At 64.1% G+C, this 13,806-nt stretch carries 7 protein-coding genes; 2 read left to right on the forward strand and 5 right to left on the reverse strand.

Annotated features, from left to right (window positions below):
• Nucleotides 1-252 precede the first annotated feature (252 nt).
• On the reverse strand, nucleotides 253-2,697 hold the full coding sequence (locus C1720_RS07590) for a right-handed parallel beta-helix repeat-containing protein (protein WP_146006911.1): 2,445 nt from the start codon (nucleotides 2,695-2,697) through the stop codon (nucleotides 253-255).
• A gap of 684 nt (nucleotides 2,698-3,381) precedes the next feature.
• Nucleotides 3,382-4,137, reverse strand: coding sequence for a hypothetical protein (locus tag C1720_RS12935; protein ID WP_146006912.1), 756 nt, complete (start codon nucleotides 4,135-4,137; stop codon nucleotides 3,382-3,384).
• A gap of 291 nt (nucleotides 4,138-4,428) precedes the next feature.
• Here C1720_RS12935 and glyQ point away from each other — a divergent pair, with 291 nt between their 5' ends.
• Nucleotides 4,429-5,337 (forward strand): glycine--tRNA ligase subunit alpha, encoded by a 909-nt coding sequence (gene glyQ, locus C1720_RS07600; protein WP_050716393.1) that lies wholly within the window; start codon nucleotides 4,429-4,431, stop codon nucleotides 5,335-5,337.
• A 520-nt stretch (nucleotides 5,338-5,857) separates the two neighbouring features.
• Here the strand turns inward: glyQ and C1720_RS07605 are convergent.
• Nucleotides 5,858-6,457 (reverse strand): hypothetical protein, encoded by a 600-nt coding sequence (locus C1720_RS07605; RefSeq protein ID WP_102283784.1) that lies wholly within the window; start codon nucleotides 6,455-6,457, stop codon nucleotides 5,858-5,860.
• A 302-nt stretch (nucleotides 6,458-6,759) separates the two neighbouring features.
• Between C1720_RS07605 and C1720_RS07610 the strand changes: the two genes are divergently transcribed.
• Nucleotides 6,760-9,033: a heavy metal translocating P-type ATPase gene (locus C1720_RS07610; protein WP_233199863.1), complete on the forward strand. Its 2,274-nt coding sequence runs from the start codon at nucleotides 6,760-6,762 to the stop codon at nucleotides 9,031-9,033.
• Between the two features lie 751 nt (nucleotides 9,034-9,784).
• Here C1720_RS07610 and gyrB read toward each other — a convergent pair.
• Both gyrB and dnaN read right to left on the reverse strand, forming a co-directional pair.
• Nucleotides 9,785-12,349, reverse strand: coding sequence for a DNA topoisomerase (ATP-hydrolyzing) subunit B (gene gyrB / locus C1720_RS07615; protein ID WP_102283785.1), 2,565 nt, complete (start codon nucleotides 12,347-12,349; stop codon nucleotides 9,785-9,787).
• A gap of 271 nt (nucleotides 12,350-12,620) precedes the next feature.
• Nucleotides 12,621-13,751 carry a DNA polymerase III subunit beta gene (dnaN, locus tag C1720_RS07625; protein ID WP_050714899.1) on the reverse strand — a complete coding sequence of 377 codons (1,131 nt, stop codon included), beginning with the start codon at nucleotides 13,749-13,751 and terminating at the stop codon, nucleotides 12,621-12,623.
• Nucleotides 13,752-13,806: the final 55 nt, after the last annotated feature.

The raw sequence follows: 13,806 nt of genomic DNA on the forward strand, positions 1-13,806 counted from the left end.
TGGAGCGCCGCGAAAAAGTGGATTTCCTTCCTGCGCGGCTTTCTTGACGCACTGAGGCTGCTGCCGTCCCTCTCGCATCCATCGCCGCTGGCCTATGGTGGCGATGACGGGGCGGCTAGCCTTCGTTGGAAAGAGCGTATTTAGCTCCTGATTTGATAGGGGGCTGCGCAGGTTTCACTAGGACTCCAACGCTTTTCATGGCCTTGGATTTGCTCCTTTTTTGATGGCGCTGCACGGCCGCTCGTGGGCTGCTCATGGGCCGCCCAAGGGCCGGCCGTTGTACTGGTTGCCTCGCATGGTGGCGGTGACGCGGTTCAGGCTCAGCCAGTAGTCGGGTGGGCTGGAGGCGTCAGCGAGGATGGTGTTGCCTTCCATCTCCAGGCTGCCAGCGGCGTTGGCGGCGCTGGCAATGCGCAGATAGGGGTTGTCCAGCGGGCCGCGCAGCTCGAAGGTGTTGTTCTTGAGGGTGATGCGGGCGGCGTTGGTGCTGATGTCTGCCGCTTCGGTATAGCTCAGGTTGTTTTCGGTAATGCGGAAGGTGTTGCCTTGCACGGTCACGCTGCCGCGCTGGTTGCCGTCGGAGCCGTTTTCCGTGATGCCGAGGGGCACGCCTTTTTGCAGTGGGGTGCTGCGCACGATGGCGGTGTTGTTCAGCACGCGGATGTCGCCGGAGCCTTTGCCGGGGCCTCTGCGGCCTGAGCGGGGCTGGTAGCTGGTGTCGTTGAAGATGCCGATGAGCCAGGTGGCGGATTCGCCGCTGATTTCGTTGTTGGCGATGGTGAGCGTGTAGTCGATGGCTTGCTCGTGGTTGCGGCATTCGATGCCATAGGTTCTGGCTTCGCCTTTGTGGGCGGCCAGCCCGGTGATTTTGTTGTTGATGATTTCATAGACGCCGGGGCCTTCGCTGCGCAGGTCAAAGAAGGCGGAGTTGGCGTCAAGATGGATGCCAGCCACGCCAAAGTAGGCGTTGTCGCCCCCGCTGGCGGGCATGCGAAAGTCCGGGTCAAGTGCGATGGTGTTGTTCGCAATGCGCACGCGCGTCATGGAAAACTGGCGGTTGTAGACGGAGATGCCGTAGAGCCGGTCGCCATTGGCCTGGTTGTTTTCAATGACGATGTCGTTGCCGTCGTGCACGTCCAGCCCCTTGCGGTAGTTGTGGTCGGTGACGTTGCGCGAGAAGTTCACGCCGAAGTTGTAGCTGCCCGCTTCGGTGGCGATGCCATAGCCGGTGCCGCCGTCGTTTTCATGGCCGTTGCGCGCCAGCAGGTTGCCGGTGGCGGTGAAGTTTTCCTGGAAGGCCACGAGCGCGCCCGCCACGCGGTTGTGGTGGAGATGGCTGTTGACAAGGCGGTTGTTGCGGCTCACGGGCACTTGACTGCGGCCAATGCGGCCAATGCGGTAGAGCGCTTTGTAGCTGACGTCCACCGCCCGCTCCCTGGGGTTGGTTCCCGGGTAGCGGCTGTGCGCCTTGGCCGAGGTGAAGAGCACGCCCGCGCGATTGGCGCCGCTGACTTCAACGGCGTCGATGGTGGTGTTGTCGGCGTCGCTGACCAGAATGCCGCTCACTTTGCCAAAGTAGGTGTCGCCCTTGCGGTAGAAGAAGTTGGCGTTGGTGTATCTGACGGCGAGGTTGGCAATGGTTTTGCCGCTGAGACCGTCGATGAGCACGCCTGCGTGGTCGCGGATGTCGTCTGCGTTGAAGTTGGAATCGAACGGCTTGCCCGTCTGCGGCCAGCCGAAGAGGATTTCGGTTCGGTCCGGGCCATCGCCAAAGAGGGCGGTGACGTTCTTGTTGCTTTCGTCTAGCTTGATCTGCTGGCTGATGAGCAGTTTGCCGCTCAGGCGCAGAGCGGCCTTTTCCTGATGTGCAGCGGCCAGCGCCTTGCGGATGGCCTCAATGCTGTCGCGCTGGCCGCTGGCGTCAGCGCCGAAATCAGCCACATCCAAATACCTGCCAAAGCGCGCATGCGTATGCACCGTGTAGCCGCCGGGGTTGGGCTGGGGCGCGGCGGCGGCCACTTGCGAGGTGGGAGCGCTTTCCACCTGCTCGGCGTAGCCTGCCTGGTCGGTATAGGCGGCGCGCACCGTGAGTGTTTTGCCGATGTCGTCTTGCCGCACCGTGTAACTGGCGGACTGGGCGGCGGCAATGAGCGAGCCGCTGGCAAGCCATTGATACGCCACGCCCTGGGCGGGCACACCGTTGCCGTCCGACAGCTGCGCCGTCAGCGTTTGGCCCACGATGGCATAGCCTTCAATGCGCACGGAGCCTTGCAGATTGCTGGAGAGCACCGCTTCCGTGGGCGCGCTGCGCAAATTTTCCGCGTGGCCGCGCAAATCGGTATAGCTGGCCTGCACATGCACGGCCCGGCCCGTGTCGCTGGCTTCCAGGCGGTAGCTGTCCGCAATGGCGCTGTCTATGGGCTGGCCGTCTGAATACCACTGGTAGGCCACGGCGGAAGGCACGCCGTCTTCATCCGCCAGCGTGGCGGTGAGCATCTGGCCGACGACTGCCTTGCCGCTGATGCCCAACTGGCCCGCGCGATTTGGCTCGGGCGCGGGCGTGACCGTAGGCGCTGGGCTGGGCGTGACCGTAGGCGCGGAAGTGGGAGTGGCCGTGGGCGATGGCGTGGATGGGCGGCTTGGCGCGGGAGTTGGTGTGGGTAAGGGCGGTGTGGGCGAGGGCGCCGGCAGAGGCACACCAGGAGAAGCGGGCGGCGGGGAAGGCGTGGAAGGAGACGCGGCTTCGCCATCATCTCCGCCGCCGCAGCCTAGCATCAGCACGGCTGCTGCGGCTGCCACTGTCCATAGCCGGATGGCACGAAAAACAGGCAACGGCGTGCGCATACACATCCCCTTTCAGTTTTTGTGATATGAGCGTATCTTAAACCGTTACATGAACTATGTAACGAAATCAATGCGCCGCAGGAAAGGAAAGCAAGCACTCACTGGCCCAGGGTGAAGCTGGCGTGCCTGCGGCGCAGGCAGGCGTGGTTGATGGTCGAAGTGCTGCTCCAGCCTGTTGCATTTGCTCAATGGCATCGAAAAGAGGAGCAGATTCAGAGGGTTGGATATGCCGGTCTGCGCTGTTCCTACTGAGAGATGTTGCTATTTAAAAAAGAACAAATCCATAGGCTGCTCAAGATGGCATCCGGATTGGTTTCCGAGGCCAGGCTTCGCCAGCGCTTGCCGAAAGCCATCGCGCTGTGTACGGCCACGTGTTTGAATTCCGTGAGACCGGCAAAAACTCTCGTTTTGGCGATGCCGCCATCAGCGCGAGCGCTGCATCGGTGGAATCAGCATCCGCACGCTTTGGCGAAGGCAGGCAAAAAAATGCCGCCGTGCGGAGCAGCGGCGGCATGGTTTCGGAAAGTGCTCTGGCGGTCAGACGGCGCCGTTTTTGTCTTGGCGGTGCGCCTGCCGCTGCCGCGCGGCCAAGCCTGCCACACCAAGGCCCGCCAGCAATAGCGCCCAAGGCGCGTCAGCGGGCACGGCCTGCACGGCGCTGGCGGGCGCGGCGTTGCAATTGGCGGTGATGGTCACGGTGGCGTAAATGCCCATTGGGCCTGCGCCCAGCGTAGCTTCAGCGTTCTTGACTTCGAGAATGAGTTGGTTGGCCTCGTGGGTCCAGGCCAGCGTCGGGGTGAATGCGGCGCTCAGCGCGCCAAAACCAGACTGCGCGGTGGTAACGAAAGCGCCGCCGGGATTGGCCGTGTTGGACACGCCCGTTCGCAGCAGGTCGTTATCCACGGATACCTGAATGGAAGTCTGGACGCTGCTCAGGTCAATGCGGTTGTTCACCTGAATGCCTGGCGAGCGGAAAGGAATGGGGTTGGTGGTGTCGAACGTTGGGTTGGTGGCCGGGTCGGCGGGCGATAGCCACGCCGTCCCTGCGGGAGGCGTACTGCCGGATGGGTACCAGGCGCTGTGCTTGTATGTAGTAGTGGCAGCGCCCCATGAGCCGCTGTGCTGCCGCTCCCAGCCGGCTCCTGTGGCAAACGTCAGGGGCGTGGCCGGGCCTGCTGCGGCCGTGGGGCAGGTGAGTGAAAGCGCGGACTGGCCGTGGGCCGCGCTGGCCAAGGCTGCCAGGGCAACAGCGCCAGCGAGATGGCGCAAGACAGTCACAGTACGATGAACCATGTTTTCTCCTTAAGTTGAATTCGCACAAAGCTTGCATGACACAAGAACAGAATTACGCGTTTTTACGGCCAACAAGTGAAATTGGTAATGTTTGTTCCAAATAGATGCATCAAATACAGGGAACACCGATTGTTGCCTATGTAATACGCAAGCGTCGGACTGTCACGTGAGCGGGCGCGGCGCAGGGTGAAGCGCTTGTTCCGCACGCGCTCCGCGCGGGCCTGCCGCCTAGAATCCTGCGCTTTGCCTGCTTCATCCGTTCAATGGCGCTTGCACGCGCCTGATGCCACCATGCTCAGCTTCCAGCAAATCATCCTTACCCTCCAGAAATACTGGGCCGATCAGGGCTGCGCCCTTTTGCAGCCGTATGACATGGAAGTGGGCGCGGGCACCAGCCACACGGCCACCTTTTTGCGCGCCATCGGCCCGGAGCCGTGGAAAGCCGCCTACGTGCAGCCCAGCCGCCGCCCCAAAGATGGCCGCTACGGCGATAACCCCAACCGCCTTCAGCACTACTACCAGTACCAGGTGGTGCTCAAGCCCGCGCCGGACAACATCCTGGATTTGTACCTGGGCAGCCTGCGCGCGCTGGGTTTTGACCTGAAGAAAAACGACGTGCGCTTTGTGGAAGACGACTGGGAAAACCCTACGCTCGGCGCCTGGGGCCTGGGCTGGGAGGTGTGGCTCAATGGCATGGAGGTCACGCAGTTCACCTACTTCCAGCAAGTCGGCGGCATTGACTGCCGCCCCGCCACGGGCGAAATCACCTACGGGCTGGAGCGCCTGGCCATGTACCTGCAAGGCGTGGACAACGTCTACAAGCTGCTGTGGACCGAGGGGCTGACCTACGGCGACGTCTATCACCAAAACGAAGTGGAGCAATCGGCCTACAACTTCGAGCACAGCGATGCCGATTTTTTGTTCGCCGCCTTTGCCGCGCACGAGAAAAAAGCGCTGGAACTCATTGAAGAAAAACTGGCCTTGCCCGCCTACGAACAAGTGCTCAAGGCCGCCCACACCTTCAACTTGCTGGACGCGCGCGGGGCCATCTCCGTGACCGAGCGCGCTGCCTATATTGGCCGCATCCGCACCCTGGCGCGCGCCGTGGCCCAAAGCTACTACGACAGCCGTGAGCGCCTGGGCTTTCCGCTGGCGCCGCGCGAGTGGGTGGCGCAAATCACGCCGAAAAAGGCAGATTGAGGTTTTGCCGCAGGCCGCTCGCGCCCGGCGGCCTGCCTGGGCCAGCCGTTTTCCTGCTTTCCCGATCAGCCTTTGCCCTGAGCTTGCCAGAGTGCATCAAAAACAGGAGCGAATTTGAGGGGCATAAATACCGGTTTGCGCCCTTTTCACTAAGACCTATTGCTATGGATAAAGGAGCTATATCGAAGCATGCTCCGCATCCATTCCCTGCCAGCGCGTTTCGTGCGCCGTGCGCACGCATGGGAGCTGTTTCAAGAAACCGGCCGCCAGTTGGGCGCTGAAGCGGCGGCCAGAAAAATGGCTGACGGGCAAACCCGTCAGCCATGAGGGAAAAGCTTGAACCCAGTCGCAAGCCGTTTGCGCGATGGGCGTAGCGGCTTTTATGCCAGAACCCGTTTAAAGCCTGGCCGTGATGGGGGCGGACCGGAATGGGCCGCCAACCGCAGACGGGCCTTGCAGCCCTGCGGGAATTTGGACCCGAATCTGCGCTTTTGCACCCACGGACAGGCTCCGAACGGTCTCAATTGGCCGGTTCGGGCTGACGCACCTTGAATTGGCGGCATTCGGCTGCGTCCCAGCGTTTGTTGCAGTGCTTCCAGCCGCAGGCGTTGCGCTTGAACGGATTGTTGCCAGCCTGGCGCAGACACTGGCCCAAGGGCGTGCGGGCGCTGTTGCCTTGGTGCGAGAGGAGATCGCCGCCTTCCGGGCACTGGCCCTTGCCCCAGCGGCCCTGGCAGTGCTGGCGCATGCAGCGGCTGCGTGCTACGGGATTGATGCCAACGTGATCCAGGCAGCTTTTGAGGCTGAGATTTGGATTGGCGTGCGGGTTGGCGCCAGAGCTGAAGGGGCGTGGGCGGTTTTGCGTTTCCTCCGCTTCTTCGGCATCGGGCGCGGCACGGCGCGCCGGACTGCGGGCCTGCCGGGCGCGGCTGGGGCCAACGCGCTCGGGTTCGGGGTATTCGCCGCGCGCCTTGGCTTCACGATATTGGCGCAGGGATTCAGCGGCTTGTGGCGAATTGCCGCTGGCGTGAACGGGCCAGGCCGCCAGCCAGGCGGTCAGCGCCAGCAGACAGGCCATGAACGCGCGGACGGCGTTGATGCGATGAAAGTGCAACGGCATTTCAAGCTCCTTTCAGAAGAAAAATGTTGCTGAATGCGCTCACCTTAACAGTGCCGGGCCGCAGTCTTGTTGCGGACTGTTTCGTCCGGCTTTATTCGCAGCAGGGCGCGGGGGCAGACCAGGCGAGACGCGCCAAGAAGTTTCCGGTTTGCGGATGCCAGCGGCCACTCATCAACAGGTTCGCGCTGGCGTGGCGCTTGCGAGATAGCCGCCCGCACGTTCAGCCGCTCGTTTTCCATTCAGCCGATAGGGCGATGGGGGCGGTTTGGCAGCGCGCTCGTGACAAGGCGCACACTACGGGCATGAACGACGAAAACACTTCCCTTCACAGTCTGGACTTGGGCGTGGGCGGCATGACCTGCGCCAGTTGTGTGGCGCGCGTGGAGCGGGCGCTGAAAAAAGTGCCAGGCGTGCAGCAGGCGGCGGTGAATCTGGCGACCGAAAGCGCGCGCGTGACATATGCCGCCAGCGCAGACGCGGCCAGCATGCCGGCGCTGCTGCGCCGCGCCGTGCGCGACGCGGGCTACGAGCCGCGCGCCGCCGATGCCGCGCTGGCCGCGCCCGAAGGCGGCCCGTGGGCGGGCTTTGCGCCCGTGGGGCTGGGGCTGCTTTTGTGCGCGCCGCTGGTGCTGCCCATGCTGCTGATGCCGCTGGGCGTGGCGTGGATGCCGCCCGCGTGGGTGCAGTTCGCGCTGGCCACGCCGGTGCAATTTGTGCTGGGCGCGCGTTTTTACAAATCGGCCTGGCACGCACTGAAAAACGGCAGCGGCAACATGGAGCTGCTGGTGTCGGTGGGCACCACGGCGGCCTGGCTGCTTTCGGTGTGGATGTGGCTGTTTTCAGCGCCGGGCAGCGGGCACGCGCACGGCGCGGACGCTGGCGCTTCCGCGCATCTGTACTTTGAAAGCGCCGCCGTGGTGGTGACGCTGGTGCGGCTGGGCAAGTGGCTGGAAGAGCGCGCCAAGCGGCAAACCACATCGGCCATACGCGCGCTGCACGCGCTGCGGCCCGAGGTGGCGCATTTGATTGACTGGGACGGCAGCGAAAAGGACATTCCCGTCGATGAGCTGCGCGCGGGCGACATGCTGGCCGTGCGCCCCGGCGAGCGCATTCCGGCCGATGGCGTGGTGGCCGAAGGCAGCACGCAAGTGGATGAATCCATGCTCACCGGCGAGCCGCTGCCCGTGCCCAAGGCGGCGGGCGACAAGCTCACGGGCGGCGCCATCAACGGCGAAGGCCGCGTGCGCCTGCAAGTGACGGCGGCGGGCAGCGAAAGCGTGCTGGCGCACATCATCCGTCTGGTGCAAGACGCGCAAGCCGTCAAGGCCCCCGTGCAGCGGCTGGTCGATCGGGTGGCCGCCGTGTTCGTGCCCGTGGTGCTGGGGCTGGCGCTGCTGACTTTTGCGGGCTGGTGGCTGGCCGGGCTGGGCGTGGAAGGGGCGGTGATTCGCGCCGTGGCCGTGCTCGTCATCGCCTGCCCGTGCGCGCTGGGGCTGGCCACGCCCACGGCCATCATGGCGGGCACGGGCGTGGCCGCGCGCCACGGCATTTTGGTGAAAGACGCCGTGGCGCTGGAGACCGCGCACAAAGTGCGCACAGTGGCTTTCGACAAAACCGGCACGCTCACCGTCGGCCAGCCGCGCCTGCTGCGCCTGCTGCCCGCGCCCGGCGTGCAGGAAGCGGGCGCGCTGCAACAAGCCGCCAGCCTGCAATCGGGCAGCGAACACCCGCTGGCGCGCGCCGTGCTGGCCGCCGCGCAGCAGCAAGGCATCAAGACCGAAGCGCCGCAAGACGCGCGCGCCGTGCCCGGGCGCGGCACGCAAGGCGTGGTGCAGGGGCAGGCCGTGCTCATCGGCAGCCTGCGCTGGATGCAGGAGCTGGACGTGGACTTGTCGCCCTTTGCCGCCGCCTTGCAAGAGCAGCAGGCGCAAGGAGCCACGGTGTCCGTCATGGCCGTGCGGCCAGGCGATGCGGGCGGCGATGAAGGCAGCGATGCGCCGCCGCAAGCCGTGGCGCTGCTGGCCTTTGGCGACGAAGCCAAGCCCGGCGCGCGCCAGGCCATTGAAACGCTGCACCGGCAGGGCATACGCGCCGTGATGATTTCCGGCGACAACCGCAGCGCCGCCGAGGGCATGGCGCGCCGCCTGGGCCTGAAGCCCGAGGCGGGCGAAGTGCTGGCCGACGTGCTGCCCGGCGGCAAGGCCGAGGCCATCGCCCGGCTCAAGACCGCAGGCGGCGCGGTGGCGATGGTGGGCGACGGCGTGAACGACGCCCCCGCGCTGGCCGCCGCCGATGTGGGGCTGGCCATGGGCAGCGGCGCCGACGTGGCCATGCACGCCGCCGGCATCACCCTGATGCGCGGCGACATCGCGCTTGTGCCCGCCGCGCTGGACATCTCGCGCCGCACGGTCGCCAAGATTCGCCAGAACCTGTTCTGGGCCTTCATCTACAACACGGCGGGCATCCCGCTGGCGGCCTTCGGCCTGCTCAGCCCCGTGCTGGCAGGCGCGGCCATGGCGCTGTCGTCGGTGAGCGTGATGAGCAACGCGCTGCTGCTGCGGCGCTGGAAGCCGTGAGGCAAAAGGGCAGCGCCAACAGCGCCGATGCAGCGCGCAGAACCTGTTCAAAGCCCGGTCATGAACCGGTCTTTGCAGTCCCCTGGTAACCGCTTATTTCGCTACTTGTTTAATAGCATCAAATCCCGTTAAACCATGCGGGAGAGGCATTTTCTTGGCCTTGGATTTGCTCTTCAGAATGAAGCAAGAAGTGCAAGGCTGTGGACACGCCTTGCCGCTCATTCCGATCCGTCCTTTCGTCCCTCGCGGATCGCGCGGACTGCACAGGCCGGCAGGCTGGGTGAGGGAGACAAACCGCCTTGGCCCTGCCGAAAGATCGCTCTGGCAATCGTGAAGTCATGACCATGCGGGCCGAATCCCGTTGGTCAGGCATGAAGCGAGAGGATGGCGCCGCCTGGGCTGCTTGAGTCTGGAAAAGAAGCCCTCCATCAGATAACGGCACTCCATTCACCAAACTGGCGCGGGTCCACTGCGAACAGGGCCGCCAGTGCGCTCAGGCATGAGGCACGGCTTCAGTAAAGGAAAGGAGGGTGCTTTTCCGCTCCTCTTCACTCAGCAGGATCACCGGGTATGCCAAGGCAGTGCGGGGCCAATAGATCCTAAAAAGAGAGCGAATTTAATGGGGTAAAAACATCGCTCTGCGCACTTTCCACTAGGACCTGATGCTATGAATAGAGGAGCGGAATAACGCCTTTCGCTTTCCGTCTGCGTCTGTCTGCTGTTTCCGCTCCGCTGGCCAGGCCCAAGGTCTTCAGGCGTCGATGTTCATGGCGCGCAGGGCGTTGGTTTCGATGAATTCGCGGCGCGGTTCGACTTCGTCGCCCATGAGGGTGGTGAAAACGCGGTCGGCTTCGATGGCGTCGTCAATTTGCACGCGCAGCAGGCGGCGGACGGCGGGGTCCATGGTGGTTTCCCAGAGTTGCTCGGGGTTCATTTCGCCCAGGCCCTTGTAGCGCTGGCGGGCGGTGGTGCGTTCGGCTTCGCTGATGAGCCAGTTCATGGCCTGGTGAAAGCTGGTGATGGCGGCCTCGCGCATTTTTTCGCCTTCGCCGCGCGTGACTTTGGCGCCGGCGCCCAGCAGCTGGCCGAAGGTGAGGGCGGCGTCGTGCAGGGCGGCGTAGTCGGCGCCGCGCATGAAGTCTTGCGTGATGACGCTGCTTTTGGTGTTGCCGTGCTTGCGGCGGCTGATGCGCAGCAGGGGCGCGCCGGTGCGAGGGTCGGTTTCGTGGGTGACGCGCACGGCGTTGCCGTTGATTTGGTCGGCTTGCAGGCGGCGGGCCAGGGCTTCGGCGCTGGCGCTCAGGTTGTCTACATCGAGCGTGACGCCGCCGGCGATGGCGCGCAGGGCGTCGGCGTCCATGAAGTGGCTCAGGCGCTCGATGATGTGTTCGGTGACCTGGAATTTGTGGGCCAGATCGGCCAGCGGCTCGCCGGAAAGGGCGCGCGGTTGTTCGCCGCCGGTGTGCAAGGTGGCGTCGCGCAGGGCGATGCGGGTGAGAAAGGATTCCAGCGCGTTGGCGTCTTTCAGGTACAGCTCTTCTTTGCCGGCCTTGACTTTGTAGAGCGGCGGCTGGGCGATGTAGATGTGGCCGCGCTCGACGATTTCGGGCATTTGCCGGTAGAAGAAGGTGAGCAGCAGGGTGCGGATGTGGGCGCCGTCCACGTCGGCGTCGGTCATGATGATGACGCGGTGGTAGCGCAGCTTGTCGATGTTGAAGTCGTCCTGGCTGCCTTTGCCCGATTCGGGGTCGGTTTTGCCGATGCCGGTGCCCAGCGCCGTGATGAGGGTGACGATTTCCTGGCTGGACAGGAGTTTTTCGTAGCGGGCGCGTTCGACGTTGAGAATCTTGCCGCGCAGGGGCAGGATGGCCTGGAACTTGCGGTCGCGCCCCTGCTTGGCGCTGCCGCCGGCGGAGTCGCCCTCGACGATGTAGATCTCGCACAGGGCGGGGTCTTTTTCCTGGCAGTCGGCGAGCTTGCCGGGCAGGCCCATGCCGTCGAGCACGCCTTTTCGGCGGGTCATTTCGCGGGCCTTGCGGGCGGCTTCGCGGGCGCGGGCGGCGTCGATGATCTTGCCGCACAAGATTTTGGCGTCGGCCGGGGTTTCTTCGAGGAAGTCGGTGAGCGCGCGGGCGACGATGTCTTCCACCGGCGCGCGCACTTCGCTGGAGACGAGTTTGTCCTTGGTCTGGCTGGAGAACTTGGGTTCGGGCACTTTCACCGAGAGCACGGCGCACAGGCCCTCGCGCATGTCGTCGCCGGAGACTTCCACTTTGGCTTTCTTGGCCAGTTCGTTGTCGGCGATGTATTTGCCGATGACGCGGGTCATGGCCGCGCGCAGGCCCGTGAGGTGCGTGCCGCCGTCGCGCTGGGGGATGTTGTTGGTAAAGCACAGCACTTGTTCGCTGTAGCCGTCGTTCCACTGCATGGCGACTTCCACGCCGATTTCGGTGCCGGCGATGCCGCCGTAGCTTTCGGCGGGGCGGCTGCCGCTGGCGTAAAACGTGGTGGGGTGCAGCACGCGCCGCGCGCCGTTGATGAAGGCGACAAAGCCTTTGACGCCGCCGCTGCCGGCGAAGTCGTCTTCTTTGCCGGTGCGCTCGTCGATCAGGCGGATGCGCACGCCGTTGTTCAGAAAGCTCAGCTCGCGCAGGCGCTTGGCGAGGATGTCGTACTGGAAGGTGTGGTTCTCGCGGAAGATGTCGGTGTCAGGCAGGAAGCGCACTTCGGTGCCGCGCTGATCGGTGTCGCCAGTGATGCGCATGGGCGAGACTTCAACGCCGTCCACCTTTTCCAGCAGGGGGTTTTGCACGATGCCGCGCGAGAACTGGAGTTCGTGCACCTTGCCTTCGCGGCGCACCACCAGCCGCAGCCACTGGCTCAGGGCATTGACGCAGGACACGCCCACGCCGTGCAGGCCGCCGGAGACTTTGTAGCTGTTTTGGTTGAATTTGCCGCCCGCGTGCAGTTCGGTGAGGGCGATTTGCGCGGCGCTGCGGCGCGGCTCGTGCTTGTCGTCCATCTTCACGCCGGTGGGAATGCCCCGGCCGTTGTCTGCCACGCTCACGGAGTTGTCGCCGTGGATGGTGATGAGGATGTCGTCGCAAAAACCGGCCAGCGCCTCGTCGATGGAGTTGTCCACCACTTCAAACACGAGGTGATGCAGGCCCGTGCCGTCGCTGGTGTCGCCGATGTACATGCCGGGGCGTTTGCGCACGGCTTCCAGCCCTTCAAGAATCTGGATGGCGCCTTCGCCGTAGCCGCCGCCGTCTGCGGGCGGCAGGGCGTCGGGCGCGGGGGTGTTTTCTTCGGTCATGGGAATGATCCTTTCAGAGGGGCCTGGGCTGTGGCCCGTGGCGCAAGAGCGCGCGCGGGCTGCTTTTGAAAAGCCGAAACCCACCGTGCGGGGCGGGTTGGGCGAGGCGGTTTACATCAAGAAAAAGAGCGAATTCGAGGTGCCTGAAAAGGCCTTCTGCGCACGTTTCACTAGGACTTGTTGCTATTGAATCAGGAGCTATTTCAGGGGCTGACTGAGGCATGGGGGAGAAGCGGGCGCGAGGGCCGCCGCCCGCTTTGTGCGCCCTGGCTCAGATGCGCATGGGCATGACGACGTATTTGAAGTTGTCATCGCCCGGCAAGGTGATGAGCGCGGAGCTGTTGGCGTCTTGCAGGCCGATGGTGATCATCTCTTGCTGCTTGAGGGTGGAGAGCACGTCCATCAGGTAGGTGACGTTGAAGCCGATTTCGATGGCGTCGCCGCCGTAGTCAATGTCCAGCTCATCCACCGCCTCTTCCTGCTCGGCGTTGCTGGAGGCGATGCGCAGCGTGCCCGGCTCCAGGTTCAGGCGCACGCCCTTGAATTTGTCGCTGGTCATGATGGCGGTGCGTTGCAGGCACGCCAGCAGCACGGCGCGGCCCAGCGTGACGCTGTTCTTCGGGCTTTGCGGGATGACGCGGTTGTAGTCAGGGAATTTGCCCTCCACCAGCTTGGTGACGAACTCCATGCCGCCAAAGCTGAATTTGGCCTGGTTGGCGGCGAACTGCATTTCAATCATGGGCGCTTGCTCGCCTTCGGGCGCGGCGGCGTCAGACAGCAGGCGCTCCAGCTCGATGACGGTTTTGCGCGGCAGGATGACTTGCTGCCGGGGCACTTCCACATCCAGCGTGGCGCTGGTGAAGGCCAGGCGGTGCCCGTCAGTGGCCACCAGGCTCAGGCGCTTGCCGTCGGTCTCGAACAAGATGCCGTTGAGGTAGTAGCGGATGTCGTGCACGGCCATGGAAAACGACACCTGCCCCAGCAAATCCTTCAGCGTTTTCTGCGGCACGCTGAAGGCAGGACCAAAGCCGGGCGCTTCCTGCACGAGCGGGAAGTCTTCGGCGGGCAGGGTTTGCAGGGTGAAACGGCTTTTGCCGCCCTTGAGCAGGAGCTTTTCCTGCTGCGACTCCAGGCTCACGGTCTGGTCGGCGGGCATGGTGCGCAAAATGTCGATGAGCTTGCGCACGCCCACGGTGGTGGCAAAGCTGCCTTCGTCGCCGCCCAGCTCGGCATGGGTGCGAATCTGGATTTCCAGATCGCTGGTGGTGAGCTGGATGCTGCCGCCTTCCTTTTTCAGCAGCACGTTGGCCAGCACGGGCAGCGTGTGGCGGCGCTCCACGATGCCCGCCACCGATTGCAGGGCGGACAGGAGCTGGTCTTGCGAGGTTTTCAGGACGATCATGTGGTTTTCCCGGGAAATCTGGCGGCGTATTGTGACTTTGGAAAAGCTATTGATA

Origin of the sequence: Ottowia massiliensis (assembly GCF_900240305.1) — a bacterium.
Taxonomy (GTDB): domain Bacteria; phylum Pseudomonadota; class Gammaproteobacteria; order Burkholderiales; family Burkholderiaceae_C; genus Ottowia; species Ottowia massiliensis.